28 protein-coding genes are annotated in these 24678 nt (G+C 66.4%); 20 read left to right on the forward strand and 8 right to left on the reverse strand.

The genetic code is table 11. The features are described from left to right. The first annotated feature begins 315 nt into the window (after positions 1-315). From ACTHJR_RS12320 to ACTHJR_RS12345, 6 genes are all read left to right on the forward strand, one after another. Positions 316-2424: a penicillin acylase family protein gene (locus ACTHJR_RS12320; RefSeq protein WP_440523550.1), complete on the forward strand. Its 2109-nt coding sequence runs from the start codon at positions 316-318 to the stop codon at positions 2422-2424. 72 nt (positions 2425-2496) lie between these two features. Next, the gene (locus ACTHJR_RS12325; RefSeq protein WP_440523516.1) at positions 2497-5343 is read left to right on the forward strand and encodes a M16 family metallopeptidase; all 2847 of its coding nucleotides are present in this window, start codon (positions 2497-2499) and stop codon (positions 5341-5343) included. A 22-nt stretch (positions 5344-5365) separates the two neighbouring features. Further along, positions 5366-5665 (forward strand): hypothetical protein, encoded by a 300-nt coding sequence (locus ACTHJR_RS12330; protein ID WP_440523517.1) that lies wholly within the window; start codon positions 5366-5368, stop codon positions 5663-5665. Positions 5666-5929: 264 nt separating this feature from the next. Then, positions 5930-6301, forward strand: coding sequence for a hypothetical protein (locus tag ACTHJR_RS12335; protein ID WP_440523519.1), 372 nt, complete (start codon positions 5930-5932; stop codon positions 6299-6301). Between the two features lie 161 nt (positions 6302-6462). After that, the gene (locus ACTHJR_RS12340) at positions 6463-6678 is read left to right on the forward strand and encodes a hypothetical protein (protein WP_440523520.1); all 216 of its coding nucleotides are present in this window, start codon (positions 6463-6465) and stop codon (positions 6676-6678) included. 147 nt (positions 6679-6825) lie between these two features. Continuing rightward, the gene (locus tag ACTHJR_RS12345) at positions 6826-8721 is read left to right on the forward strand and encodes a CocE/NonD family hydrolase (RefSeq protein ID WP_440523521.1); all 1896 of its coding nucleotides are present in this window, start codon (positions 6826-6828) and stop codon (positions 8719-8721) included. Positions 8722-8897: 176 nt separating this feature from the next. On the opposite strand, the gene ACTHJR_RS12350 is transcribed toward ACTHJR_RS12345, so the two are convergent. The 5 genes from ACTHJR_RS12350 to gpmA form a co-directional block, all read right to left on the reverse strand. Continuing rightward, positions 8898-9983, reverse strand: a complete 1086-nt coding sequence (locus ACTHJR_RS12350; RefSeq protein WP_440523522.1) for a 5-(carboxyamino)imidazole ribonucleotide synthase — start codon at positions 9981-9983, stop codon at positions 8898-8900. After that, positions 9980-10459, reverse strand: a complete 480-nt coding sequence (gene purE, locus ACTHJR_RS12355; protein WP_440523524.1) for a 5-(carboxyamino)imidazole ribonucleotide mutase — start codon at positions 10457-10459, stop codon at positions 9980-9982. The genes ACTHJR_RS12350 and purE overlap by 4 nt, the downstream gene beginning before the upstream one ends. A gap of 58 nt (positions 10460-10517) precedes the next feature. Next, positions 10518-11093 (reverse strand): hypothetical protein, encoded by a 576-nt coding sequence (locus ACTHJR_RS12360; RefSeq protein ID WP_440523525.1) that lies wholly within the window; start codon positions 11091-11093, stop codon positions 10518-10520. Positions 11094-11177: 84 nt separating this feature from the next. Continuing rightward, entirely contained in the window at positions 11178-11450 is a 273-nt protein-coding gene (locus tag ACTHJR_RS12365) for a DUF4242 domain-containing protein (RefSeq protein ID WP_440523526.1), read from the reverse strand. Positions 11451-11526: 76 nt separating this feature from the next. Continuing rightward, a complete protein-coding gene (gene gpmA, locus ACTHJR_RS12370) occupies positions 11527-12213 on the reverse strand; it encodes a 2,3-diphosphoglycerate-dependent phosphoglycerate mutase (protein WP_440523527.1) in 687 nt (228 codons plus the stop codon). Between the two features lie 74 nt (positions 12214-12287). Between gpmA and ACTHJR_RS12375 the strand changes: the two genes are divergently transcribed. Further along, positions 12288-13019, forward strand: a complete 732-nt coding sequence (locus ACTHJR_RS12375) for a dienelactone hydrolase family protein (RefSeq protein WP_440523529.1) — start codon at positions 12288-12290, stop codon at positions 13017-13019. Between the two features lie 28 nt (positions 13020-13047). Here the strand turns inward: ACTHJR_RS12375 and ACTHJR_RS12380 are convergent, their stop codons facing one another. Further along, complete coding sequence (locus tag ACTHJR_RS12380; RefSeq protein ID WP_440523531.1) at positions 13048-14166, reverse strand: M14 family metallopeptidase; 1119 nt, start codon at positions 14164-14166, stop codon at positions 13048-13050. Then, a complete protein-coding gene (locus ACTHJR_RS12385) occupies positions 14163-14756 on the reverse strand; it encodes a DUF4136 domain-containing protein (protein WP_440523533.1) in 594 nt (197 codons plus the stop codon). Before ACTHJR_RS12385 ends, ACTHJR_RS12380 begins: the two co-directional genes overlap by 4 nt. Before the next feature lie 144 nt (positions 14757-14900). Here ACTHJR_RS12385 and ykgO point away from each other — a divergent pair, with 144 nt between their 5' ends. Then, complete coding sequence (ykgO, locus tag ACTHJR_RS12390; protein ID WP_003046794.1) at positions 14901-15026, forward strand: type B 50S ribosomal protein L36; 126 nt, start codon at positions 14901-14903, stop codon at positions 15024-15026. Between the two features lie 275 nt (positions 15027-15301). Here the strand turns inward: ykgO and pyk are convergent, their stop codons facing one another. Next, positions 15302-16756, reverse strand: coding sequence for a pyruvate kinase (pyk, locus tag ACTHJR_RS12395; RefSeq protein ID WP_440523534.1), 1455 nt, complete (start codon positions 16754-16756; stop codon positions 15302-15304). Positions 16757-16832: 76 nt separating this feature from the next. On the opposite strand from pyk, the gene ACTHJR_RS12400 reads away from it, so the two are divergent. The 12 genes from ACTHJR_RS12400 to ACTHJR_RS12455 form a co-directional block, all read left to right on the forward strand. After that, entirely contained in the window at positions 16833-17189 is a 357-nt protein-coding gene (locus tag ACTHJR_RS12400; RefSeq protein WP_440523536.1) for a DUF1244 domain-containing protein, read from the forward strand. Positions 17190-17350: 161 nt separating this feature from the next. After that, on the forward strand, positions 17351-17593 hold the full coding sequence (locus ACTHJR_RS12405) for a DUF2312 domain-containing protein (RefSeq protein WP_440523551.1): 243 nt from the start codon (positions 17351-17353) through the stop codon (positions 17591-17593). Between the two features lie 167 nt (positions 17594-17760). After that, positions 17761-18942 carry an NAD(P)/FAD-dependent oxidoreductase gene (locus ACTHJR_RS12410; protein WP_440523537.1) on the forward strand — a complete coding sequence of 394 codons (1182 nt, stop codon included), beginning with the start codon at positions 17761-17763 and terminating at the stop codon, positions 18940-18942. Positions 18943-19154: 212 nt separating this feature from the next. After that, positions 19155-19898 carry a YebC/PmpR family DNA-binding transcriptional regulator gene (locus ACTHJR_RS12415; protein WP_440523539.1) on the forward strand — a complete coding sequence of 248 codons (744 nt, stop codon included), beginning with the start codon at positions 19155-19157 and terminating at the stop codon, positions 19896-19898. Between the two features lie 108 nt (positions 19899-20006). Continuing rightward, positions 20007-20492, forward strand: coding sequence for a crossover junction endodeoxyribonuclease RuvC (ruvC, locus tag ACTHJR_RS12420; RefSeq protein ID WP_440523541.1), 486 nt, complete (start codon positions 20007-20009; stop codon positions 20490-20492). A 42-nt stretch (positions 20493-20534) separates the two neighbouring features. Continuing rightward, the gene (ruvA, locus tag ACTHJR_RS12425) at positions 20535-21128 is read left to right on the forward strand and encodes a Holliday junction branch migration protein RuvA (protein WP_440523542.1); all 594 of its coding nucleotides are present in this window, start codon (positions 20535-20537) and stop codon (positions 21126-21128) included. After that, positions 21125-21712 carry a hypothetical protein gene (locus ACTHJR_RS12430; protein WP_440523543.1) on the forward strand — a complete coding sequence of 196 codons (588 nt, stop codon included), beginning with the start codon at positions 21125-21127 and terminating at the stop codon, positions 21710-21712. Before ruvA ends, ACTHJR_RS12430 begins: the two co-directional genes overlap by 4 nt. Before the next feature lie 3 nt (positions 21713-21715). After that, positions 21716-22123 carry a GFA family protein gene (locus ACTHJR_RS12435; protein WP_440523545.1) on the forward strand — a complete coding sequence of 136 codons (408 nt, stop codon included), beginning with the start codon at positions 21716-21718 and terminating at the stop codon, positions 22121-22123. A gap of 30 nt (positions 22124-22153) precedes the next feature. Continuing rightward, positions 22154-22762 carry an energy transducer TonB gene (locus ACTHJR_RS12440; protein ID WP_440523546.1) on the forward strand — a complete coding sequence of 203 codons (609 nt, stop codon included), beginning with the start codon at positions 22154-22156 and terminating at the stop codon, positions 22760-22762. A 196-nt stretch (positions 22763-22958) separates the two neighbouring features. Continuing rightward, a complete protein-coding gene (locus tag ACTHJR_RS12445; protein ID WP_440523547.1) occupies positions 22959-23339 on the forward strand; it encodes a hypothetical protein in 381 nt (126 codons plus the stop codon). 23 nt (positions 23340-23362) lie between these two features. Further along, a complete protein-coding gene (locus ACTHJR_RS12450; RefSeq protein ID WP_440523548.1) occupies positions 23363-24418 on the forward strand; it encodes a radical SAM protein in 1056 nt (351 codons plus the stop codon). A gap of 33 nt (positions 24419-24451) precedes the next feature. Further along, positions 24452-24678 (forward strand): AAA family ATPase (locus tag ACTHJR_RS12455; protein ID WP_440523549.1); only part of this gene is annotated, 227 nt, incomplete at its 3' end.

The following is a 24678-nucleotide window of genomic DNA, read 5'->3' on the forward strand; positions in this document are numbered from 1 at the left end:
GAAGCCCTTGGCGCGATCGGTAAATTTTTCGAGGTTCATTCGTGGTCCCTGAAATTAGCCGGATCGTTTGTTGGCTCGAATTTAGTGTTGCATGTTTGCAACACAAGACTGGCGCGCGCAATTCGTAACTATCCTGACGGCGCCGATGCGGCAGCCCTACACCGGAAGGCGCGGCAAGGCTCGCGGCGAGATTTCCGAAAGTCGGGTGCGACGATGCAGTCGCGTGACAAAGTCGGTCGGAAGGCGCACAGCTCGCACCCACACACCGTGGGGAGCGCGGGGATTTTGAGGATTCTGAAACGGATCGGGATCGGCATGACCGTGCTGCTGGTGCTGATCGCGATCGGGCTGGCGACGTGGGAACCGTTGACCGCGGCGACCGCCGAGGCGCCGCCCGCGCATCGTTACGATACGGTGATCGCGCGCGACCGGTTCGGCGTGCCGCACATCTTCGGCACCACCGATGCCGATGTCGCCTACGGCATCGCTTATGCTCATGCCGAGGACGATTTCTCGACCTTGCAGGATGTGGTCGCGATGACGCGCGGGCGATTGGGCGCGATCGACGGCGCCGATGGGGCGAAGACCGATTACGCGCTCCACCTGGTCCAGGCCCGCGAGACGGTCGATCGCGATTACATGACGCAGCCGGCCGACGTCCGCGCCTTGCTCGACGGCTATGCCTCGGGCCTCAACGCTTATGCCGCGCGCCATCCGGGCGAGGTCAAGCTGGCGCGGCTGTTCCCGGTCAACGGGCAGGACATCGCGACCGGTTTCGTGATGCGCTCGCCCTTCTTCTTCGGGCTCGACGCGACCTTGGGCGCCCTGGTCGGCGACGCGCCGTTGCCCAAGGAAAGCGCCGGGCCGCAACCCGACGCACCCGACATCACGCCGGTCGGCCCGGACGGGCGGGAGAACGGATCGAACGCCTTCGTCGTCGCCCCCAGGCGCTCGGCGGACGGTTTCACGCGCATGGTGTCCAACTCGCACCAGCCGTGGCGCGGCGCCGTCGCCTGGTACGAATTGGTGGTGCATTCGAAGGCCGGCTGGAATTTCGCCGGTGCGATGTTCCCCGGCGCTCCCTATCCTTTGCTCGGGCACAACGAGCATCTCGGCTGGACCAACACGGTCAACCGGCCCGACCTCATCGACACCTACAAGCTCGTGCTCGATGGCGACGGGTCGCATTACCGCTTCGACGGGCAATGGCGTCCGCTCGAAAAGAAAACCGTCTGGCTGCCGGTCAGATTGTGGGGACCGTTCGTGCTGCCGGTGCCCAAGACGGTCTATCGCGCGGTGCAGGGGCCGGTGATCGAGACCAGGTCGGGCGCCTATGCGATCCACTACGCCGGTGCCGATCAGCTCCGCATGGTCGAGCAATATTACCGCCTCAACCGCGCGCGGAATTTTGACCAATGGCAGCGCGCCATGGCGATCCAGGGCGTCCCGGCGACCAATTTTCTCTATGCCGACGCGGCCGGCAACATCGCCTATTTCTACAATGCGTCGTTCCTGAAGCGGAAGCCGGGCTTCGATTATTCGAAGGTCCTGCCGGGCGACACCTCGGCCGATTTCGAGCCCGGGACGGTGCCCTGGGCGATGGTGCCGCGCAACGTGAACCCGCGCTCGGGCTTCCTGGTCAACGCCAATTCAACGCCGTTCCTGTCGGCGGGCGCGGGGTCGGAGATGAACCCGGCCGATTGGTCGCCATTGCTCGGGATCGAGACCGACACGACCAACCGCGACAATCGCGCGCTCGAACTGATGGGCGCCAATCCGAAGATCAGCGCCGAGGACCTCGAGCGGATCAAGTTCGACACCGGCGTCAGCCGGCGCGGCTGGACGGCGAAATGGTTCGCCGACCTGATGGCGGCCGATGCCAAGGGCGATCCGCAGGTTGCTGCGGCGCAGGCATTGCTGCGGCAATGGGACTGGAACCTCGACGGCAAGGGGCCGGCCGATGCGCTCGCCGCCTTGCTGATGAAGACCGGCCAGTCGTGGCATTATCCGCGCAAGCCCGAAGCCGATCCGCGCGCGGCCTTGGGCGAGGCGACCGCCTATCTCAGGCGCGTGTTCGGCCGGCTCGACCCGCCGCTCGGCGCGATGCTGCGGCTGCGCCAGGGCAAGGTCGATCTGCCGCTCGACGGTGGGCCCGAAGTGCTGCGCGCCGCGGCCAATTGGGACGAGGCGCCCGACGGCCGGCTGGCGGTCAAGCATGGCGACAGCTTCGTGATGTTCGTCCAATGGGACAAATCGGGTCGCGTGTCGTCGCGGTCGATCCAGCCGTTCGGCGCCGCCACGACGCGCCCGGACTCGCCGCACCATACCGACCAGTCGAGATTGTTCGTCGCGCACGAATTGAAACCGGTTTGGTTCTATCCGCGTGATCTCAAAGGAAATATCGAGCGATTGTATCGTCCGTGACTTGCCAAATGGCGCCGCGCCGTCCTAGCCTCTGTTCAGGGTCCGACTTCCTCTGATCGAATAGGGGCATTCATGAATACCAAGCTTTTCGCGCTCTCCGGCGTCGCTGTGCTCGCGCTCGCCGCGCCCAATCATGCGCTGTCGCAATCCAAGCCTGTCGTCGCCAAGCCTGCCGCGGCCACCGCCGCCGCGCCGGTCGGGGTGCTCGCGCGGTCGGTCGACATTCCCTTCACGGCCTTCACGCTCAAGAACGGGTTGCGCGTCATCGTCCATACCGATCGCAAGGCGCCGGTCGTTGCGGTCAGCGTGTGGTACGACGTCGGGTCGAAGATGGAGCCGGCCCGCAACACCGGTTTCGCGCATCTGTTCGAGCATCTGATGTTCAACGGCAGCGAGAATGCCCCGGGCGATTTCTTCGTGCCGCTGAAGAATGTCGGCGCGACCGATTTCAACGGCACCACCTATTTCGACCGCACCAATTATTTCGAGACGGTGCCGACTCCGGCGCTGGCCCGCGCCTTGTTCCTCGAGAGCGACCGCATGGGCTATCTGACCGGCGCGATCACCCAGGGGGTGCTCGACGAGCAACGCGGCGTCGTCCAGAACGAGAAGCGCCAGGGCGACAACCAGCCTTATGGCCTGTTCGAATATCGCCAGTTGTCGGGGCTGTTCCCCAAGGGGCATCCGTACGAACATTCGACGATCGGCTCGATGGCCGATCTCGACAGCGCCAGCCTCGCCGACGTGAAGGGCTGGTTCAAGGAGCATTACGGTCCGAACAATGCCGTGCTGGTGCTGGCCGGCGACATCGACGCCGCGACCGCCAAGCCGCTGGTCGAGAAATATTTCGGCGGCATTCCGGCCGGTCCCAAGACCAGCCAGCCCAACGCGCCGGTGCCGACGCTGCCGACGGCCAAGTTCGAGACGATGAAGGATCGCGTCGCGACGACGCGGATCACCAGGTCCTGGGCGGTGCCCGGGCTCAACGACCCCGACAGCGTCGGGCTCGACGTCGCCGCCGGTGTGCTGGGCGGCGGGGCGAGCTCGCGGCTCTATGACGCCCTGGTGCGCAAGGAGAAGCTCGCGGTCCGGGTCAGCGCCGACAACCAGAGCTTCAGCCAGGTCGGCATCTTCGACATCAGCGTGGATGTCCGCCCGGGGCAGGATGCCGCCGCAGTGGCCAAGCGGCTCGATGCGATCGTCGCCGATTTCCTCGCGACCGGCCCGACCGCCGATGAAGTGCAACGCTACCAGGTGCGCAGCATCAGCAGCCGCATCAAGGGGCTCGAAGCCGTCGGCGGCTTCGGCGGCAAGGCCGTCACCCTGGCCGAGGGCGCGCTCTATTCGAACGACCCCGCGCATTACAAAAGGGAAATGGCCGAGCTCGCCGCCGAGACGCCGGCCAAGGTCAAGGCGGTCGCCGACAAATGGCTGAGCCGGCCGGTCTATGGCCTCGACATCGTGCCGGGGCCGCGCGACGCTTATGTCGAGGCCGCAGCGCCCAAGCCGGTCGCGGTCAAGGCCGCCGACGAACCCGCCGCCAAGGGGACGCGCGGCGCGATGCCCGATGTCGGCTCGATCGCCAATCTGTCCTTCCCCAAGGTCGAGCGGGCCAGGCTGGCCAATGGCGTGACCGTGATCTACGCGCAGCGCACCGCGACCCCGATCACCCGGATCATGGTCGATTTCGACGCCGGCACCGCCGCCGACGTGCCGACCGCGCTCGGTACCGAGCAGCTGACCCTGTCGGTGATGGGGGCGGGGACGACCAGCCTCGATTCGCTGGCTTACGCCAAGGCACAGGAACGGCTGGGCGCGAGCATCAATGGCGGTATCGACAGCGACAGCTCGTCGCTCGCGATCGAGGTGCCGAGCCCGAACCTCCGGCCCGGCGTGGCGCTGTTCGCCGACGTGCTGCGTCACCCCGCGTTCAATGCGGGTGAGGTCGATCGCCTCAAGAACCAGCAGCTTGCCGGCATCGCGTCGGAACTGACCAACGCTTATGCGCTGGCCGGCCGCGCGCTGACGCCGCTGCTCTATGGGCCGCAATCGCCTTATGCCCGGTCGTTCGGCGCGGGTGACGCCAATGCCGTCGCCAAGCTGACCCGCGACGACCTGGTCGCGTTCCGCCAGGCCTGGTTGCGGCCCGACAAGGCGACCATCTTCGTGGTCAGCGATCGCCCGCTGGCGGAGATCGCGGCGGTGCTCGACGCGAACCTGGGCGACTGGAAGATGGACGGTGCCGCGGGGACCAAGGGCGACGTGGTCGCGACGGCGCCGGCCGCCCCCCGGATCCTGCTGGTCGACCGGCCGGATTCGCCGCAATCGGTGATCTATGGCGGCATCCCGACCGGGCTGGTCGGGACCGACGAACTGCTCGCGGTCAATACAGCCAATGACGGGCTCGGCGGTGGCTTCCTCGGCCGCATCAACATGGACCTGCGCGAGGACAAGCATTGGTCCTATGGCGCCAGCGGCCGCTTCTCGCGCGCCGAAGGAGCGACGCCCTATGTCATCGCGGCGGGCGTCCAGGCCGACCGCACCGGCGACGCGATCGTCGCGGCGATGGGCGACGTCACCTCCTATGTCGGCGACAAGCCGATGACGCAGGAGGAATTCGATCGCGCCATCGCCGGGGCGATTCGCTCGCTGCCGGGCAGCTTCGAAACGTCGCGCGCGGTGATGGGGGCGATGGAATCGAACGTCCGCTACAAACGGCCCGACGATTATTATGCGACCATCGCCGCCAAGTATCGCGCGCTGACTTTGCCAGAACTCCGTAGCGTCATCGACCGGGCGATCGACCCCAAGAAGACCATCTGGGTAGTGGTCGGCGATGCCAAGACGGTTAGGGCCCAGCTTGACAAGGTCGGGCTGCCTGTCGACGTCGTTCCCGCAGCGTCGCTCGGCGCGCGCTGACGGAATTCACAGGAGAGAGAAAATGGCAGTCGATGGCGTGTACGAGACGGTGGTGAAATCGCCGATGGGCGACCAGAAGGCGACGCTGACGGTCAAGTCGGACGGCGACAGCTGGACCGGCACTCAGGCGGGCGCGATGGGCACGGCCGAGATCACCGACGGCAAGGTCGAGGGCAACACGATCAAATGGTCGATGAACATCACCGTGCCGATGCCGATGACCCTGACCAACGAAGCGACGATCGACGGCGACACGATCACCGGATCGGTCACCGCCGGTGCGTTCGGCAGCTTCCCGCTGACGGGTACGCGCGTGGGCTGACGGCGTTAGCTCGCGATCCGCATGGCGGGCGCGGGCGGACGATCGGCGTGCAATTCATTTTGCGCAGCGTGAATAAAGGGCCCGTCTCCCGCGCGGAGGCGGGCCTTTTTCGTGTCCGCGTCGCGTAGGCCGGCTACATTTGGGACGATGCCCGACCAACCGCGCGACGAACGCGACGAGTGGCGGAACACTTGGTCGATATTGGTTTGCCGCCTTGCCCAACGCACTGATATCCATGGCCTAAGTGTGGGTGGGAGTAGCGTAATGAAGATCGATGTCTTGATCTGTGGTGCCATCGTGGCCGCGATGGTGCCGGCGGCGGCGCTGGCCGATGATCCCCACGACCCGGCGATGCGCAACGCGGCGGCGCGGGCAATCGACAGTGCCAAGACCCGCGAACTCAACCGCCAGGAAAATGAGAGGGTCGTCAGGACCGGCGTCCGCTGGCACGTTGTTCGCTCGGGAAGCGTCGAGGAACCCGGCGACGACGGATACGCCGCCGCGCTGCGGGATCATGACCGCGCGATGGACCAATATGGCCGCGATCGCGCGCGCTATGAGCGGCAAATGGCCGAATGGCGCCGCGCCGTCGCGGCGTGCGAAGCGGGCGACTATTCTGCTTGCGACAATCGATAGGCGATATACGGCTCGACCAAGACTAAGCGACGGATCGCCCGAAAACTGCGAACCAGAAGTCTTGCAGAAGCCGACCCAGTTGCCGGAGGGGCGGCTGGACCGCATAAGATAGCGTGGCCCGCTCAATCACAATCTCGGCGTGTTCGTTCTGGATCCTGCTAATGGGCATAGCCGGCTACGGTTCGTGGCGTTACGGCGGCTTTCATCCCGACCAATATTACCTGATCGGCATCCCCCTGGCGATGATCGCCTTGACCGTTCTGCTGGCGCGATACGCGAGCCAAATACGCTACCGTCCTGCGATTTTGCTTCTGGCTTCGGCAGCCGCGCTATTTGCCGGATTGCTTTGGATGGGCGTCTGGGGCGCGGATGTTTGACCGCCCGCCGATAGCCACACAATTCGGGAGATGGGACGGATGCATGCTCGGGCTCGGTCTCCGGCCCATGACGGCCTCCAATCACAAGTTGCACAAGAAACGACTTCGCGCCACCATCCGCCGACATCGAGGGCGGGGGGAACAAGCATGCGCTGGCGGCTGGCAGTGGCGATCGGGCTGGCGGCGCTCGCCGCCTCGGGCGGAGCGGCGCAGACCTATGACGATCGGCCGGCCAAGGTCGTGCCGAGCGATTACGGCTTCAATTACGAGCGCCGCGTGGTCGAGATCGCGATGCGCGACGGGGTCAAGCTCCACACCGTCATCCTGATCCCCAGGGGCGCGAGCGACGCGCCGATCCTGCTGACGCGCACGCCGTACAATGCCGACGCGCTGACCGCGAACCGCAAGAGCGGCGACCTCGGCACCGCGCTCTACGGTTACGACAACGCGACCGACGTGATCGTCGATGGTGGCTATATCCGCGTCATCCAGGACGTCCGCGGCAAATACGGCTCGGGCGGCAGCTTCGTGATGAACCGCGGGCTGGTCGGTACGGCGGAAAATCCGACCAAGGTCGACGATGCGACCGATTGCTACGACACGGTCGACTGGCTGGTGAAGAACCTCAAACAGTCGAACGGCAAGGTCGGCATCCTAGGCATCAGCTATGACGGTTATGAACCGCTGGCCGCGCTGGTGAACCCGCATCCGGCGCTCAAGGTGTCGGTGCCGATGAACCCGATGGTCGACGGCTGGATGGGCGACGACTGGTTCCACAATGGCGCGTTCCGCCAGATGAACATGGACTATATCTGGGAGCAGGAAGCGACGCGCGACAACAGCCTGCCTTGGGTCAGTTCGAGCGACGACATCTACGATTTCTACATGCGCGCGGGCTCGGCGGGCGAACTCGGCAAGCGCATGGGGCTCGACCAGATCGGCTTCTGGAAGAGCATCGTGGCGCACCCGGCCTATGACCGTTTCTGGCAGGATAGGGCGATGGACAAGTATCTCGCCAAAGTGCCGCTCAAGGTGCCGGTGATGCTGGTCCATTCCTTGTGGGACCAGGAGGACAGCTACGGCGCGCTCGCGACCTATCGCGCGCTCGAGCCCAAGGACGCCAATAACGACATGGTCTATCTGTCGATGGGGCCGTGGCACCATGGGCAGGAGATCGAGGACGCCGACACGCTCGGGTCGATGCGCTGGGGGCAGGATACCGGGACGTGGTGGCGGAAGAACGTGCTGGCACCGTTCCTCGCGCATTATCTCAAAGGCACGCCGATGGACGTCGCGCCGGTCACCGCGTTCGAGAGCGGGACCAATGAGTGGCACCGCTTCCAGTCGTGGCCGAGCGACAACAACGCCGGCGAGAAACTGTACCTCAAACCGGGCATGGCGCTCGGCTTCGACGCCGCGGCGGGTGGCGACGAGACGGCGGACTATGTCTCCGATCCCGCGCATCCGGTGCTGTTCCACAACCGTCCGGTCCAGGCGGTCGGCTATGACAACAATCCCTGGCCCAACTGGCTCTCTGAGGACCAGCGCTCGGTGTCGAGCCGGCCCGATGTGCTGACCTTCACCAGCGAGGTGCTGACCGAGCCGCTCAAGATTTCGGGCCGGCCGATAGTCAAGCTGACCGCCTCGACCAGCGGCACCGACAGCGACTGGGTGGTCAAGCTGATCGACGTTTGGCCCGACCAGGTGCCCGGGCGCCCGGGCTTCGGCGGCTATCAGTTCGCGGTCGGTATGGACATCTTTCGCGGGCGTTATCGCGAGAGCTTCTCCGATCCCAAGCCGCTGACCCCCAACGCGCCGCTCCAGTACAGCTTCGCGCTGCCCGCGGCGAACCATGTCTTCCTGCCCGGGCACCGGATCATGGTGCAGGTCCAGTCGAGCTGGTTCCCGCTCTACGACCGCAATCCGCAGAGTTTCGTGCCCAACATCTTCCTCGCCAAGCCGGGGGATTATGTGAAGGCGACCCAGCGCGTCTGGGTGTCGGGCGCTGGGGAAAGCTACATCGCACTGCCGGTGGTGAAATGAAGGAGGCGGCCTAAAAATCCTCCCCGGAACGGGGAGGGGGACCGCGCGGCGGAGCCGCGTGGTGGAGGGGGCCCATCCTGCGGCCACCTCCTGGTTTGTTGCCCGTTCGTCGCGGGCCCCCTCCACCAAGCCGCTGCGCGTCTTGGTCCCCCTCCCCGTTCCGGGGAGGATTGCGTTCAATCCCGCTTCAACCGCGTCACATGCCCCATCTTGCGTCCCGGGCGAGCCTCGCCCTTGCCGTAGAGGTGCAGATGCGCGCCGGGCTCGGCCAGGATCGTCGCCCAGTCGTCGGCCTCGTCGCCGATCAGGTTGAGCATCTCGACCGCCGGCGCGGTCAGCGCGGTGTCGCCGAGCGGCAGGCCGCAGATCGCGCGGATATGGTTCTCGAATTGCGACGCGACCGCGCCCTCGATCGTCCAATGCCCCGAATTGTGCACGCGCGGCGCCATTTCGTTGAACACCGGGCCATCGGCGGTGGCGAAGAACTCGCAGGTCAGCACCCCGACATAGCCGAGCTGGTCGGCGATCCGTCCGGTCAGCGCCGCCGCGACCGACCATTGATTGGCGATCTCGGCCGGCGCCGGCAGCGACGACCGCGCCAGGATGCCGTCCTCATGCTCGTTCCACGGCGGCGGATAGCTGACCATCGCGCCGTCGGCGCCGCGCGCCAGGATGATCGAGAACTCATGGCCGAAGGTGACGAAGCCTTCGAGGATCGCCGGTCGCTGGCCGATCGCGTCCCACGCCGCGCCCGCTTCGCCGGCATCGGCGATCCGCACCTGGCCCTTGCCGTCATAGCCGAGCCGCAGCGTCTTCAGGATCGCCGGCGCGCCGATCTCGGCGAGCGCGGCCTCCAGTTCGGCCAGGCTTTCGATGCGGCGCCAAGGCGCGGTGCGGCCGCCGATCGCGTCGACGAACGCCTTCTCGCTGGCCCGGTCCTGGGCGATCGCCAACGCCTGCGGGGCGGGGTGAACCGGAACTTTCGAGGCGAGATAGGTGACCGGCTCGATCGCGATATTCTCGAACTCATAGGTCACGACGTCACAGCGCGCCGCCATCTCGTCGAGCACGATGCGGCTGTGATAATCGGCGCGAGTGAAGCTGGAGGCGGTCTGCGCTGCGACGCTCTCGGCATCGGGCGCCAGGATATGCGTGCGGTAACCGAGCTCGGCCGCGGCCGACGCCAGCATCCGCCCGAGCTGTCCGCCGCCCAGGATACCGATGGTGGAACCGGGCGCCAAAGGACGGAGGCGCATCGTCATTCGGGATCGATCGCCACGCTGTCGGTCTGCTTCGCGCGCCACGCCTTGAGTCGCTCGGCCAGCGCCTCGTCGCTCGTCGCCAGGATCGCGGCGGCGAGCAGGCCGGCATTGATCGCCCCGGCCTTGCCGATCGCGAGCGTGCCGACGGGAACGCCGCCCGGCATCTGGACGATCGAATAAAGGCTGTCGGCGCCCTTCAGCGCTTTCGATTCGACCGGCACGCCGAGCACCGGGAGATGCGTCATCGACGCCGCCATGCCCGGCAGATGCGCCGCGCCGCCGGCGCCGGCGATGATCACCTTGAGGCCGCGATCGGCGGCACTGGTCGCGTAATCGTAGAGCCGCTGCGGCGTGCGGTGCGCGCTGACCACTTTGGTCTCGTGCGGGACGCCGAGTTCGTCGAGCTTTTCGGCGGCATGACGCATCGTCTCCCAATCGGAAGTCGAGCCCATGATGATGCCGACGAGCGGATGCATCGCCCGCCCCTAGCCAAGGGGGCCGGGGAGGGCAACCGCCCCGGTACAGACCGGGGCGTCACAGCGCGTCGGTACAGCCGCGCTCCTGATGCACGCCGCGCAGGAAGCCGCGCCGCGCGAACCCGGTCTGGGTCGCGGCGGCGAGGCGGCGATCGGCGGCGGCGGCGCCCGATATCTCACGGACCACGCCGCGAAACGGGATCAGCGAATTGACCACCGCGCCACCGGCGGCCTTGCCCAGGCTGACCTTGTCGTTGGGGCCGCCCGCCGAATAATCGGGGCCGAGCGCCGCATCGAGCACGCGCACCGCGTCGGCGAGCTGCTGACAGGTCTTGAGCCCGTCCAGCGCATAAGGCGCGTTCGCGGCCTCGACCAGCGACGGCGGGATCTTGTTCTTGGCGATGCCGACATCCTTGACCGGCTGGCTGATCACGTCCTTGGTGTCCTCGACCGTCGCCTTGCGCTTCTCGTCGCGGGTCGATTGCGGCGCGGGATCGGCGGTGGCCGGGGCGGTCGTGGCGACGGGGGCGGCCGGGGGAGCGCTCTGCGCGAGCGCCGGGGTCGGCAGCATCATCGCACTTGCCGACAATCCCGCGACCAACAACGTCCCGATCCGATAACCACCCACGTGCATCAAGCTTCTCCGTTCGGGCAGGCGCCCGGTTGTTACGATCGGAGAAGGAACGCGCGCGGAGGACTCCCGATCCCGCGGACGATTTCAATCGGCGGTGGTCGGGTCGATCACGTTGCGGACCTCGGCGACCGAATTGGCCGGGAAGCCCGCGGTTTCGGCGTGCTGGCGGATCAGGTCGGCCGACGGCGCGCGATAGATGCAATAAATCTTGTCGTCGGTGACGTAGCTGTGGACCCACTGGATTTCGGGGCCAAGATCCCGGAGCACGCTGCACGAGGTCTGCGACGCGCCCTTCAGATCGGCAGCACTGGCCCCGCCGATTCCCGGCATGTCCCGTTCGATGACGAATTGCGGCATGGCGACTCTCCCTTCGCAGCCTGGGAGGCTGCGCCGGTCGGCGTCGCAATGATTGGACGAAAGCGCCCAGTCCGCGTCAGCGCTCGCTCAGGTAATAGCGGTCGGTCGCGTTCAATTGGTCGTCGAGCTGATAGACGATCGGCTGGCCGGTCGGGATTTCCAGCCCCGTGATTTCGTCGTCCGGAATGTTCGACAAATGCTTGACCAACGCGCGCAGCGAATTGCCGTGCGCCGAGATCAGCACGCGCTCGCCGTCCTTGAGCGCCGGCGCGATGCGGCCTTCCCAATAGGGCAGCACGCGCGCGATCGTATCCTTCAGGCTCTCGGTCCGGGGGATCGCGATGCCGGCGTAGCGGCGGTCGTTCGACAGGTCGAATTCGCTGCCCGGTTCCAGCGGGGGTGGCGGGATGTCGAAGCTACGGCGCCAGATATGGACCTGTTCGTCGCCATGCTTGGCCGCGGTCTCCGCCTTGTTGAGCCCGGTCAGGCCGCCGTAATGCCGCTCGTTCAGCCGCCAGTCCTTCTCGACCGGCAGCCACAGCCGCCCCATCGCCTCGAGCGCGAGGTTGAGCGTCTTGATCGCGCGCGTCTGGAGCGAAGTGAAGCAGAGGTCGAAATCCAAGTCCTTGGCCGCCATCAACTCGCCCGCCAGCCGCGCTTCCTCGGCGCCCTTCTCGGTCACGTCGACGTCCCACCAGCCGGTGAAGCGGTTTTCGAGGTTCCAGGCCGATTGGCCATGGCGGATCAGGACGAGCGTGGGCACGAAGCTACTCCTTGCGGGGGATCGGGCGGCTCTGTAGCGCTTCGGGGCGGAACGGCAAACCGGGAGAACGAGTCATGGCGATCGTGCGGCAGACCATGGTGTATGACGGCCCGGGCGGCCCGTTCGAGGGCGTGTTCGCTTATGACGACGAGGTCGAGACCGCGCGCCCTGGCGTGATGATCGTCCCCAATGTGCTCGGCCAGAAGGAAGCGGACAGCGTCACCGCCGAGAATATCGCCAAGCTGGGCCATGTCGGCTTCGTCGCCGACGTGTTCGGCCAGGGCCGACGCAAGACCTTCACCTCGGAAAATCCGGCCGAATATATGAACGAGCTCAATGCCGACCGCGGGCTGCTGCGCGACCGGCTGCAGGCGTCGCTCGACACGCTCAAGAATTTCGCGTTCGTCGATCCGGCCAAGACCGCGGTCTATGGCTATTGCTTCGGCGGCAAATGCGCGCTCGACATGGCGCGTGCCGGGCTCGACGTGCTCGGCGTGGTGTCGTTCCACGGCGTCTACGACAAGCCCGACTATCCGAGCGTCACGCCGATCAAGCCCAAGGTGCTGGTCTGCCACGGATGGGAGGACCCGATCGCACCGCCCGACGTGATGGTCGCGCTCGGCCAGGAAATGACCGAGGGTCAGGCCGATTGGCAGATCCACGCGTACGGCAACGCCGGCCATGCCTTCACCGACATCGACCGCAAGGACGGCCCGTCGGTTCGGCCGGGCGTCGCCTATGAGGAGCGCGCCGACCGGCGGAGCTGGCAGGCGGCCAGGAATTTGCTCGAGGAACTGTTCGGCTAGCGTCCGCGGCGGACACGCGTCGCACCGCTCAGATCCCGTCGATCACCTCGGCGATCGTCTCCAGGCATGCCACCGCCAGTACCTTGCACCGCTCCGGCGACCAGCCGAATTCGGGGTCGGGATTGGGGTCGTGGTCCTTGAACGGCATTTCGAGCGTCATCGACACCGCGCCGAACCGTTCGGCGAGTTGGTTGGTCGACATGGTCAAATTGGCCTTGCCCGGCGCCGATTTCTCATAGCCCTGTTCGGTCTGGAATTCGGGCGTGCGCGCCGCGAGGCGGCGGCCGAAATCGTAGAATTTCTCGCCGAAATCGTCGGTCCAGCTCGGAATGCCTTCATAGCCGGCCAGGAAGTTCGCCGGGATCGCCTCGTCCCCATGGACGTCCATCGCCAGCTTGACCCCGGTCGCGTCCATCGCGTCGCGGACCAGCTTGACCTCGGGGCTCTTCGCCATCGTCGGCTCGTGCCATTCGCGATTGAGATTGATCCCCGCGGCATTGGTCCGAAGGTGCCCGCGGAAGGTGCCGTCGGGATTCATGTTCGGCACGACGTGGAAGGTGCACTTGGCCTTGACGGCGTCGGCGGCCGGGCTGGTCAGCCATTCGAGCGCGCCTTCCATCCACCATTCGGCCATGCTCTCGCCGGGATGCTGGCGGGCGTAGAGCCAGACCGGCTTGGGCCCCGAGCCGATCGTCAGCAGGTCCATCGCGCGGCCATCGAGCGTGTGGCCGAGCTCGCGATGCGTCACGCCGGACTTGGCCGCATAGGTCGCGATCAGATCCTCGTGCCGTTCCATGGTGTAGGGCGCGAAATAGGCGAACCAGGCGACTTGCGCGTCGGACCGCCAGTCGAATTCGAGCACGCCGCTCGCGTAGCGCGTCGGGATCATCCGCCAGTGCACGCGGTCGGTCGAGGCGCGCGCCTTGTAGCCCGGCCAGCCGAACGGATAGGCCGACTGGCCGGCGTTGAGGATGCGGAAGGTCAGCTTCCGGCCCGCCGCATTGGCGACGCGGAACGAGAACCATTGATAGAAATCGGACAGATGGTCCTTGGCGATCTCCAGGTCGACGCGGTCGCCCTGGATTTCGATCACACGGATATTGCCGCCGTCGAACGCGGCGGTGATGGCGGGAGAGGAATCGGTCATTTGACCTCGATAGTCCGCCCCGACTCTCCAGGGAACCCGGTGAACAAGGCGGTAGCCAATTTGGGCGCGAGCTTGTCCGCGACCGCATTGCCGACGACGCCGATCGCGCGCGACTGGGCGCGGCCTTCCCACACGCCGAGATCACCTTCGCGCTGGTTGATCTTGACCGACAGCATGCTCAACGCATCCTCGCGATCACGGCCGCGGCCGATCGGGAACGACACGCCGCCGCCCAGGCCGACCCCGCCGCCGCGATTGCCGCTCCAGGTGCCGCCGCCGAGGCCGATGCTGAACGGCGAGCGCTCGCGCACCGGCCGTGTCTCGGTATGGAAACCGATCTTGGCGACATAGACGCTCTTCGCCCCGTCGGGGACGAGCGTATAGCCCTGCTTGCTCAGCGCGTCGCCGACGGCGAGGGCATAGGTCTGGTATTCGGGCCCGTTGTCGACGCCCTGGTCGGGGACCAGAGCGATCGTGCCGCGCCCGACCTCGTCGACGCGATAGCGCGTCACTTCGGTGGGGAAAGAGGCGGGGGCGGTCGCGCACCCCGTGATCGTCAGGGCTGCTGCCAGCAGGATCGCATTACGCATTCACTCTTCTCCACCATCGCGTTCGACCGTATGTCGCTGATAAGACGTAGCCGGTTTCGCCCGGCCGTGGGTTGACTTCCGGCAACCCCCACTATAGGCGGCGCGGCTTCCAGTTTCACCGCTATTTAAAGAAGCGAATCGATCATGAAGATCCGCAATTCACTGAAGTCGCTCAAGGACCGGCATCGCGACAACCGCGTGATCCGCCGTCGCGGCCGTACCTATGTCATCAACAAGACCAACCGTCGCTTCAAGGCTCGTCAGGGCTGAGGACCGGAAGGTAGCCGCTGTCGCTCGCGACGGCGGCACGTGTTGTTCGACGGCACCCCAGGGTTCCTGACGAGCGCCTGATCGCCACGATCGGGCGCTCGACGCGTTTCTGCGTCGCCGATTTGGCCGCTCGCTATAGGTCGTCATGCCGGACTAGTTCCGGCATCCAACGAGCAACAACGGACGAATTCGGTGGTGGAGGGTTGCACCCCGGAACAAGTCCGGGGTGACGGTTGGTAGTCTGCGCAGGTGTGGATCCCGAACCGCTCCTGCCCTCAACTATACCCCTTCAACTCATCCCCCATGATCCGCACCACGTGGAGCACGTTGGTCGATCCCGGCGTCTTGAACGGCACGCCGGCCATCACGATCACGCGGTCGCCGGCTTCGGCGAGATGGTGGCGCAGCACCATGCGCTTGGCCTTGGCTACCATTTCCTCGAACGATTCGACATCGCGCGTGTGGACGGCATAGGCGCCCCACAACAACCCGGAGCGCCGCGCGGTTTCCATCTTCGGGGTCAGCACCATGATCGGCACCGTCGGCCGCTCGCGCGCGATGCGGCGCGCGGTCGAGCCCGAGCTGGTGAAGCAGACGATCGCCTTGGCATCGATCGTCCGCGCGATGTTCTTGGCCGATTCGGACAAGGCGTCGGCGGTGGTCGGGTCCGACCGGATCACCGTGAAGTGGATGCGGTCGCCATGCGCCGGGTCGCTTTCGACCGCCTCGCCGATCGCGTTCATCATCGCGACCGATTCGATCGGCCATTTGCCCGCCGCCGATTCGGCCGACAGCATGATCGCGTCGGCTCCGTCATAGATGGCGGTCGCGACGTCGGAGACCTCGGCGCGGGTCGGCGAAGGCGATTCGATCATCGATTCGAGCATCTGGGTCGCGACCACCACCGGCTTGCCCTGCCGGCGCGCGGTCTCGACGATGCGCTTCTGGAGCGGCGGCACGGTCTGCGGCGGCAATTCGACGCCGAGGTCACCACGCGCGACCATCACGCCGTCGCAGGCCTCGACGATCTCCTCGAGCCGCTCGATCGCCGCCGGCTTCTCGATCTTGGCGAGCAAGGCGGTCTTGCCGCCGATCAGCTTGCGTGCTTCCCACAGATCGTCGGGGCGCTGGACGAAGCTCAAGGCGATCCAGTCGACGCCCTGGTCGACCGCGAAGGCGAGGTCGCTGCGGTCCTTCTCGGTCAGCGCCGCCATCGGCACGACCACGTCGGGGACGTTGAGGCCCTTGTTGTTGCTCAACGGGCCGCCGACCTCGACATTGGTGACGATGCGCTTGTCGTCATGCTCGAGCACGCGCAGCACGAGCTTGCCGTCGTCGAGCAGCAGGCGCGCGCCTGCTTCCATCGCCTCGAAAATCTCCTTGTGCGGGAGTTCGACGCGAGTGGCGTCGCCGGGCGTCTTGTCGCGGTCGAGGATGAAGGTCGAATCGGTCTCGAGCACGACCTTGCCATCGGCAAACTTGCCGACGCGGAGCTTCGGGCCCTGCAGGTCGGCGAGGATCGTGGTCGGGCGGCCGTATTTCTTCTCGAGCCCGCGGATCGCCTCGATCACGCCGACCTTCGACGCCTGGTCGCCATGGCTCATGTTGACGCGGAACGCGTCGGCGCCCGCTTCGAAGAGTTTCGCGATCATCTCGGGCGTATTGCTCGCCGGGCCCAATGTCGCGAGGACACGGACTTTGCGCGAGCGAGGAGCGATGGCCTTGGTCATCCGGGGGAGGTTTCCTCTGCTTGTCGAGGGGAGGCTCTAGCCCCTATCTGCTCTCGATCAACCGTGGAGCGTAATAATGGACAAACTCGACCAGCTCGATGACGCTTCGGCGGCCGCCGCGTTCCGCCGCTTGGTCCGCCTGCTCCGCCATCGCGAGGACGCGCAGAATATCGATCTGATGGGCTTGGCGGGCTTCTGCCGCAATTGCCTGTCGGACTGGGTCGGCGAGGCGGCGGGCCTGTCCAGGGCGGAGGCGCGCGAGATCGTCTATGGCGAGCCCTATGACGCATGGAAGGCGCGCCAGCCCGAGGCGAGCCCCGAGCAATTGTCGCGGATGGACGAGAGCATGGCGAGGAATGCCGCGCTCGACGAGGCGCTGGCCGATTCCTTTCCGGCCAGCGATCCGCCCGCGATGACCGAGCCCAATCGCTGACTGCTGGTCGAATAGCGGTTGAGGGGCGGACGCCGACCGCCTAGACGACGGCCAAGCGCGCCAGTCGCGCCAAATGCGGAATCGCAATTCATTCAACAGGCGGGGCGGGGAGCCGCGCCTCATCGTGAGGACTTATGGCTGACGAAGAACGTGGTGAGGGCATGGGCGGCGGGCGCGTCGCGGCGGACGAGCTGCGGCTGCTGATCGAGCGCGCCGAGCGCCTGGAAGAAGAGAAGAAGGGCATCGCCGACGACATCAAGGACGTGATGGCCGAGGCCAAGAGCCGCGGCTACGACGTCAAGGCGATCCGCAAGATCATCTCGATCCGCAAGAAGAAGCGCGAGGAATATCAGGAGGAAGAGGCCATCCTCGAAACCTACCTGCACGCGCTGGGCATGCTCTGATCGGCGGATACCGCCTTCCGCTACCCTTTCACGCGCCCCCGGCCCTTTCCGCCTCCCCGGCGAAGGCCGGGGCCCAGTGTCGGGCCGGCCAATTGGCGGGTACAATCCCTTCCTCCATAGTCCCTTGCGACTGGGCCCCGGCCTGCGCCGGGGAGGCGTAAGGGGACGTGAGTCCCTCCCACACCCACGACGCGATCATCCTCGGCGCCGGTGCGGCGGGGATGATGGCGACCGCGGTGGCGGGGCGCCAGGGGCGGCGCGTGCTGCTGGCCGACCATGCCGACGCGCCGGGCAAGAAGATCCTGATCTCGGGCGGCGGGCGGTGCAATTTCACCAATCTCCGCGCGGGGCCGGACAATTACCTGTCGGCCAACCCGCATTTCGCGCGCTCAGCGCTGGCGCGCTACACCGCCGCCGATTTCCTGGACCTGGTCGAGAGCTACGGCATCGCCTGGCATGAGAAGACGCTGGGGCAATTGTTCTGCGACGGATCGGCGAAGCAGATCGTGGCGATGCTGCTCGACCAATGCGCGCACGGCGGCGTGGAACTGAGCCTGGGCCATGCGGCGGGCGAGATCGGCCATGCCGATGGTTTGTTCACGCTGTCGCTCGGCGCGCGCGCGGTGCGTGCGCCCAAACTGGTGATCGCGACCGGCGGACCGTCGATCCCGAAAATGGGTGCGACCGGCTTCGCCTATGACGTCGCGCGGCGATTCGGCCTCAAGGTGGTCGAGCCGCGGCCGGCGCTGGTGCCGCTGACCCTGGGCGGCGATGAGGCATTGTTCCGCGATCTCTCGGGCGTCGCCACCGAGGTGGTGGCAAGCGCCGGCCATGGGCGTTTCCGCGAGGCGGCCCTGTTCACCCATCGCGGCCTGTCGGGCCCGGCGATCCTCCAGATATCTTCCTATTGGCGGCACGGCGAGGACGTGACGATCGATTTCCTGCCCGATCGCGACACCGGCTGGCTGGCAGCCGAGAAGCGCGCGCGGCCGAAAGCGTCGGTCCGCTCGGTTCTCGGTCAGGCATTGCCCGACCGGCTCGCCGATGCGCTGGCCGAGCGCCTGGGTCTGGCGGGCAATCTTGCCGACCAGTCCGACAAGGCGCTGGCGGCGGCCGAAGCGCGGCTCGCGGGCTGGGCGTTCCTGCCCAACGGCACCGAAGGATTCGCCAAGGCCGAGGTGACGATCGGCGGCGTCGCCACCGACGGCCTGTCGCAGAAGACGATGGAAGCGCGGAAAGTGCCCGGCCTCCATTTCATCGGGGAAGGCGTCGATGTCACCGGTTGGCTCGGCGGCTACAATTTCCAATGGGCCTGGGCCTCGGGCGTCGCGTGCGGGGAAGCGTTGTAGGAACTTGATTCATGCAAAGGCGCAAAGACGCGAAGATGTCGGGCGTGTGGCGTGCGCGAAGCGCCTTTTCGAGTCTTCCGGCGTCTCCCGAACGATGGACTGGGGACCAATCGCTTCGCGCCTTTGCGCCTTTGCGTGAATCAAAAAATCCTCCGCTTTGACCACTCGCCCGACGCGGTTTAGAGACCCCGCCAAACGCCAACGAGGACCCAATGGCAGGCCATTCCAAGTTCAAGAACATCATGCATCGCAAGGGCGCGCAGGATAAGAAGCGCTCGGGCATGTTCTCCAAGCTCAGCCGCGAAATCACCGTCGCGGCCAAGATGGGTCTCCCCGACCCCGACATGAACCCGCGCCTGCGCGCCGCGGTCAACGCCGCCAAGGCGCAGTCGATGCCCAAGGACAATATCCAGCGCTCGATCGACAAGGCGAGCCGCGGCGATGCCGAGAATTACGAGGAGATCCGCTACGAGGGCTTCGGCCCGGGCGGCGTGTCGCTGATCATCGAGGCGCTGACCGACAATCGCAACCGCACCGCGACCAACGTGCGCACCGCGGTCAGCAAGAATGGGGGCAATCTCGGCGCCTCGGGCTCGGTCAGCCATGGCTTCGACCGCATGGGGCTGATCAATTATCCGGCCAAAGCGGGCGATGCCGACAAGGTGTTCGAAGCGGCGCTGGAAGCCGGGGCCGAAGATGTCAGCTCGTCCGAGGACGGCCACGAGATCTGGACCTCGAACGAATCGCTCCACGAAGTCGCCAAGGCGCTCGAGCCGGTGCTGGGCGAGGCGGAAAGCGCCAAGCTCGCGTGGCGGCCGCAGACCATGGTGGAAGTGGGGGAGGGCGACGCCGCGACGCTGTTCAAGCTGATCGACGCGCTCGACGACGATGACGATGTCCAGACGGTCTGGGGCAATTACGAAGTCTCGGACGAGGTGATGGAGAAATTGGGGTGATCGAAATTCCCCTCCCGCTTGCGGGAGGGGTTAGGGGAGGGCATGTCCGCTCCCCGTGATCTTTCGACAGGCCCTCCCCCGACCCCTCCCGCAAGCGGGAGGGGAGCCATGATCATCCTCGGCCTCGACCCCGGCCTCGGCACGACCGGCTGGGGCGTGATCCGGGCCGAAGGCAACCGGCTGTCGCACGTCGCCAACGGCCAGCTCAAGACCGACGCGAAGGAAAGCCTGCCGCGCCGGCTGGCGCATCTCGACACGATGCTGGCGGCGCTGATCGCCGATCACGGCCCGCAGGCGGCGGCGGTCGAGGAAGTGTTCGTCAACATGAACCCGCAATCGACGCTCAAGCTCGGCCAGGCGCGTGGCGTCGTGTTGCTGGGGGCGGCTCGGGTCGGCATCGAGGTCGGCGAATATGCCGCGCGGCTGGTCAAGAAAGCGGTGGTCGGGACCGGCAATGCCGAGAAGACGCAGGTCCATGCGATGGTCGCGCGCCTGTTGCCGGGCGCGAAGATCGCGGGAGCGGACGCCGCGGACGCACTGGCGGTGGCGATCTGTCATGCGCATCATCTCGCGAGCGCGCGGCGATTGGGCTGATTTCGCTTCCCTAGCGCTCTTCGTTCCGGTTATGTCCCGGGCATGATCGCGCACCTCCGTGGCCGCCTCGAAGCGACCGGTATCGACCATGCGGTGATCGATGTCGGCGGGGTCGGCTATCTGGTCGGCGCCTCGGCCAAGACGCTCGCGGCGATCGGCCCGATCGGTGAAGCGGCGACCTTGTTCACCGAGATGCTGGTCGCCGAGGATTCGATCCGCCTGGTCGGCTTCGCGCGGCCCGATGAGCGCGACTGGTTCCGCCTGTTGACGGGGGTGCAGGGGGTGGGTTCGCGCGTCGCGCTGGCGATCCTGTCGGTGCTCGAACCCATCGAGCTGGCCAAGGCGGTCGGCGCGCAAGACAAGGCGATGGTCGCGCGCGCCAACGGCGTCGGGCCCAAGCTCGCCGAACGCATCGTCCGCGAGCTGAAGGACAAGGTCGGCGGGGTGATCCCGGGCAGCGTGACGCCGGTGGCGGCGGCGATGGGCGCGGCACAGGATGCGGTGTCGGCGTTGCTCAACCTCGGCTTCCGGCCGGCCGAGGCGAATGCCGCGGTGGGGGCGGCCGAAGAGGAACTGGGGCCGAGTGCGGGCCTCGACGCGCTGGTCCGGCTGGCGCTGCGGAAGGCGGCGAAATGAAAGCCCGGCTGGTCTGGGCGCTCGCCGCCTCGCTGGCCGTTTCCCATCCCGTCGCCGTGCAAGCGCGGAAGATGTTCCCGCCGGGCCCCGCCGCGTCGGTGTGGTGGGATGACCTGATCGACGACGAGCCGGTATTGTGGCGGGCTGGCGGCCTCGATGGATTCAAGAGCCGCTTTCGGTTGTCGATTGCCGGAATCGCGCTGCAACGCGTGCTCATCCGAATCGACCAGAAAGCCAATGGCGAGGGTGTCGGTCGCATCGCCATCGTCCGGCGGGCGGGGCGGGGACGCGACCTCGTTGCCGATGTCGACCGGACCTTTCTCGTCGCGGCCAGGGACATGGCGGCACTCCATGAAGCGATCGTCGTTGCCAAACTATGGACGACCGGCCCCGAAGAACATTGGGTCGTGAAGGACGATATCTGCCTCGATGGCGAGCAACTGATTTTCGAACGCGCCGATGCCGACGGCTATCGCTTTTCGGAAGCGAACGCCCAATGCACCGCGCCGCCCGCCGTGCTGGCGGTGGCTCGACAAATGATCGACCTTTCGGGCGAACGGCGCCCATTGGCTTTGCTGAGGTAATCCATGACCGATACACAATCTCGCCGCGCCACTTGCGCCTGCAGACAACTCGCGATCGAGTGCGTGGGCGAACCCGTCCGCGTCTCGGTCTGCCATTGCCTCGAATGCCAGAAAAGGTCGGGCAGTTCGTTCGCGGCGCAGGCACGATTTCCCGCCGATCGCGTCACGATATCCGGACAGTCGCGCCAATGGACCCGCGTCGGCGACGAGGGCGGCAAGGGAACATTCGACTTCTGTCCCGATTGCGGCTCGACGGTCTTCTATCGGGTATCCGCCGACCCCGATCTGGTCGCGGTCGCGGTCGGCGCCTTCGCCGAGCCCGGGTTCCCGGCGCCGAACTATTCGGTTTACGAGGAGCGCAAGCACGGCTGGGTCGAAATCGTCGGCGAGGGGATCGACCATTACGGTTGATCGCTCGCGGGGGCGGAAGGGGATGGCGAGGTGAATGCTCGTCCGATGTTGGCGGTGCTCGCTTGCGCCGCGGCCCTGTCGATCGCGCCGGGACGAGCGCAGCAAACGCGCGAACCGCCGCCGGCCGATGCGACGATCGACCTGCTGGTGCCCGACGACATCAAGCCGACGGGGCAACACGGCACCGTGGTGCTGGAAGGCGACATTTCCCCAGAAGGAAGGATGGTCGACCCGGTCGTCTCCTGGTCGAGCAAGGCGCCGTTGATCGACGCGCGAGCGCAAAAGCTGCTCACCAACGCCAAGGTCGCCGCCGACCTGATCGCCGCGCATCCCAAACATATTCATGTGGCGGTTGCCTATTACAACACGCGCGGTCTCGATTTCGTGATTTCCTGCGCGCAGGCGGTGCTCGACGCGGATTGGTATGCGGGCGCATTCCCGGGCAACGGCAACGAGCGGACCCCGCTCTATACTATGATCAAGGGGGCCAATCTGATCACCGCGGATCCGCGACTCGCCTTCGCGAGCGATCCGGCACGCTACGACCGGGCGTGGACGCGGACGATCGAACGCTGCCGCACCTCTCCGGAGACACCGTTCCTGAAGGCGCTGATCGATATCGGCAAGGACGTGCGGTAGAGCCGGCGACCGGGCGTCCCGCACGCCGCGCCTCGCGTGCGCGCCGGCCACGGATGGTCGTAATGCCATGCCGGGCTGGAGCGGTCGCGAATCCGGGCGTTTACAATGTTCTGGACGAGTCGAATCGACAAGTCCGGCCAACCGTGTCAGCTTCCCCAAATCTCGTGTTCGCGCGAGCGATCGAAGGAGTTGCCTGATGAGCCCTCCGTCTGACGATTCACCCTTGTTCACCGCCATCGTGGCCGCCGCGTCGATCGCGGCCGTCGCCACGCCAGGCAACGCCGCGACGAGCGATGCCGACAAGCGCAAGGCGCTTCAGGGCGCGCGCAGCCAGGTCACGCTGGGAGATCAGGGGGTCGTGCTCAACATTCCCGGCCTCGCCGAGAAGATGCGGCGCGATCCCCAGGTCGCGCTGCGCGAATTGCGCAAATACGAACCGACGCTGCAGGCGCGCGACGTGACTTTGGTCAACGGCTTCGTCCGGGTCGCGAGCCCGGCATTCCGCCGCCGCATCGTCACGATCGGCGACACCAATCCGAGCTGCAACGTCAATTGCGTAGGTGGCGGCTGCACCTGACCCGGGCCCCAGGGGAGGCGTTCATGGAATTGCATCCGCTCCAGTTGGAGGCGCTCGCGTCGAACTACCTGCAGTTGATCCTGCTGCCCACCGAGCAATGCAATTTCCGCTGCACCTATTGTTACGAGACGTTCGAACACCGCAAGATGGCGCCCGGCGTGGTGTCGGGGGTCAAGGCGCTGCTCGACCGCCGCATCGCCGATCTCGACCGGCTCGACATCGAATGGTTCGGTGGCGAGCCGCTCACGGCGTTCGAGATCGTGCAGGACATTGCCGCGCACGCTCAGGCGCTGGTGCGCGATCATGGCATCCAGATGCGGGCGGGCATGACCACCAACGCCTATCTGCTGACGCCCGACGTCTTCGCGACCTGTGTCGGGCTCGGCATCCTGCATTACCAGATCTCGCTCGACGGTATCCCGGCGACGCATAATCGCACCCGACGAATGGCATCCGGCGCCGGGACGTTCGACCGCATCTGGGCCAATCTGCTGGCGGCGCGCGACAGCGATCTGACGTTCGCGATCAAGCTGCGGCTGCACTTCGCCGAGGAGACGATCGACGACCTGGTCGCGCTGGGTCGATTGCTTCGCGAGACGTTCGGCGACGATCCGCGCTTTTCCTACATGTATCGTCCGATCGCGCCCTATGGCGGGCCTGGCAACGCCACGGTCAAGCCGATTCCCTGGGCGCGTCGCGACGAGATCGAGGCGCTGCTGTGGGAACGATCGGGACTGCCCAACGACAATGTCGCGTCGGGGGAGCACAGCCTTTGCTATGCCGGGCGCGCCAATTCGCTGGTCGTCCGGTCGACTGGGACATTGGCGAAATGCACGGTCGCATTTTCCGACGAGCACAATGCGATCGGGCGGCTGCTGCCCGACGGCGGGCTCCAGGTCGACCAGGAGAAGTTTCAGCGCTGGCTCGCGCCGGTGATGGAGGAAAACTGGCGCGATGCCGGCTGCCCGCTCGCCTTCGTCGCGCGCGACGCCATGCTCGCAGGGCTGCCGGTCGAGCAATTCGATCCGATCCGCGCGGACGAAGGCTCGGTCCATCACGGCATCCCACAGACCGCGTGACAACAGGGGGCGTGAACAGGTAGGGAACGTCCGATGGACGAACCCGCGCGCCTGATCACGCCCCAGCGGCAAGCCGAGGATCTGGACGCGGCGCTGCGGCCGAAGACGCTCGACGAATTCGTCGGGCAGAAAGCGGCGCGCGAGAATCTGCGGGTGTTCATTGCGGCGGCCAAGGCGCGCGGCGACGCGCTCGACCATGTCCTGTTCTTCGGCCCGCCGGGGCTCGGCAAGACCACGCTGGCGCAGATCATCGCGCGCGA

Source organism: Sphingomonas sp. (assembly GCF_051962185.1).
Taxonomy (GTDB): domain Bacteria; phylum Pseudomonadota; class Alphaproteobacteria; order Sphingomonadales; family Sphingomonadaceae; genus Sphingomonas.

What these genes read in the sequence shown, in the direction of transcription:
- ACTHJR_RS12320 (WP_440523550.1), top strand. Translation starts at nt 316, where the DNA reads ATGACCGTGCTGCTGGTGCTGATCGCGATCGGGCTGGCGACGTGGGAA.
- ACTHJR_RS12325 (WP_440523516.1), top strand. Translation starts at nt 2,497, where the DNA reads ATGAATACCAAGCTTTTCGCGCTCTCCGGCGTCGCTGTGCTCGCGCTC.
- ACTHJR_RS12330 (WP_440523517.1), top strand. Translation starts at nt 5,366, where the DNA reads ATGGCAGTCGATGGCGTGTACGAGACGGTGGTGAAATCGCCGATGGGC.
- ACTHJR_RS12335 (WP_440523519.1), top strand. Translation starts at nt 5,930, where the DNA reads ATGAAGATCGATGTCTTGATCTGTGGTGCCATCGTGGCCGCGATGGTG.
- ACTHJR_RS12340 (WP_440523520.1), top strand. Translation starts at nt 6,463, where the DNA reads ATGGGCATAGCCGGCTACGGTTCGTGGCGTTACGGCGGCTTTCATCCC.
- ACTHJR_RS12345 (WP_440523521.1), top strand. Translation starts at nt 6,826, where the DNA reads ATGCGCTGGCGGCTGGCAGTGGCGATCGGGCTGGCGGCGCTCGCCGCC.
- ACTHJR_RS12350 (WP_440523522.1), bottom strand. Translation starts at nt 9,983, where the DNA reads ATGACGATGCGCCTCCGTCCTTTGGCGCCCGGTTCCACCATCGGTATC.
- purE (WP_440523524.1), bottom strand. Translation starts at nt 10,459, where the DNA reads ATGCATCCGCTCGTCGGCATCATCATGGGCTCGACTTCCGATTGGGAG.
- ACTHJR_RS12360 (WP_440523525.1), bottom strand. Translation starts at nt 11,093, where the DNA reads ATGCACGTGGGTGGTTATCGGATCGGGACGTTGTTGGTCGCGGGATTG.
- ACTHJR_RS12365 (WP_440523526.1), bottom strand. Translation starts at nt 11,450, where the DNA reads ATGCCGCAATTCGTCATCGAACGGGACATGCCGGGAATCGGCGGGGCC.
- ACTHJR_RS12375 (WP_440523529.1), top strand. Translation starts at nt 12,288, where the DNA reads ATGGCGATCGTGCGGCAGACCATGGTGTATGACGGCCCGGGCGGCCCG.
- ACTHJR_RS12380 (WP_440523531.1), bottom strand. Translation starts at nt 14,166, where the DNA reads ATGACCGATTCCTCTCCCGCCATCACCGCCGCGTTCGACGGCGGCAAT.
- ACTHJR_RS12385 (WP_440523533.1), bottom strand. Translation starts at nt 14,756, where the DNA reads ATGCGTAATGCGATCCTGCTGGCAGCAGCCCTGACGATCACGGGGTGC.
- ykgO (WP_003046794.1), top strand. Translation starts at nt 14,901, where the DNA reads ATGAAGATCCGCAATTCACTGAAGTCGCTCAAGGACCGGCATCGCGAC.
- pyk (WP_440523534.1), bottom strand. Translation starts at nt 16,756, where the DNA reads ATGACCAAGGCCATCGCTCCTCGCTCGCGCAAAGTCCGTGTCCTCGCG.
- ACTHJR_RS12400 (WP_440523536.1), top strand. Translation starts at nt 16,833, where the DNA reads ATGGACAAACTCGACCAGCTCGATGACGCTTCGGCGGCCGCCGCGTTC.
- ACTHJR_RS12405 (WP_440523551.1), top strand. Translation starts at nt 17,351, where the DNA reads ATGGGCGGCGGGCGCGTCGCGGCGGACGAGCTGCGGCTGCTGATCGAG.
- ACTHJR_RS12415 (WP_440523539.1), top strand. Translation starts at nt 19,155, where the DNA reads ATGGCAGGCCATTCCAAGTTCAAGAACATCATGCATCGCAAGGGCGCG.
- ruvC (WP_440523541.1), top strand. Translation starts at nt 20,007, where the DNA reads ATGATCATCCTCGGCCTCGACCCCGGCCTCGGCACGACCGGCTGGGGC.
- ruvA (WP_440523542.1), top strand. Translation starts at nt 20,535, where the DNA reads ATGATCGCGCACCTCCGTGGCCGCCTCGAAGCGACCGGTATCGACCAT.
- ACTHJR_RS12430 (WP_440523543.1), top strand. Translation starts at nt 21,125, where the DNA reads ATGAAAGCCCGGCTGGTCTGGGCGCTCGCCGCCTCGCTGGCCGTTTCC.
- ACTHJR_RS12435 (WP_440523545.1), top strand. Translation starts at nt 21,716, where the DNA reads ATGACCGATACACAATCTCGCCGCGCCACTTGCGCCTGCAGACAACTC.
- ACTHJR_RS12445 (WP_440523547.1), top strand. Translation starts at nt 22,959, where the DNA reads ATGAGCCCTCCGTCTGACGATTCACCCTTGTTCACCGCCATCGTGGCC.
- ACTHJR_RS12450 (WP_440523548.1), top strand. Translation starts at nt 23,363, where the DNA reads ATGGAATTGCATCCGCTCCAGTTGGAGGCGCTCGCGTCGAACTACCTG.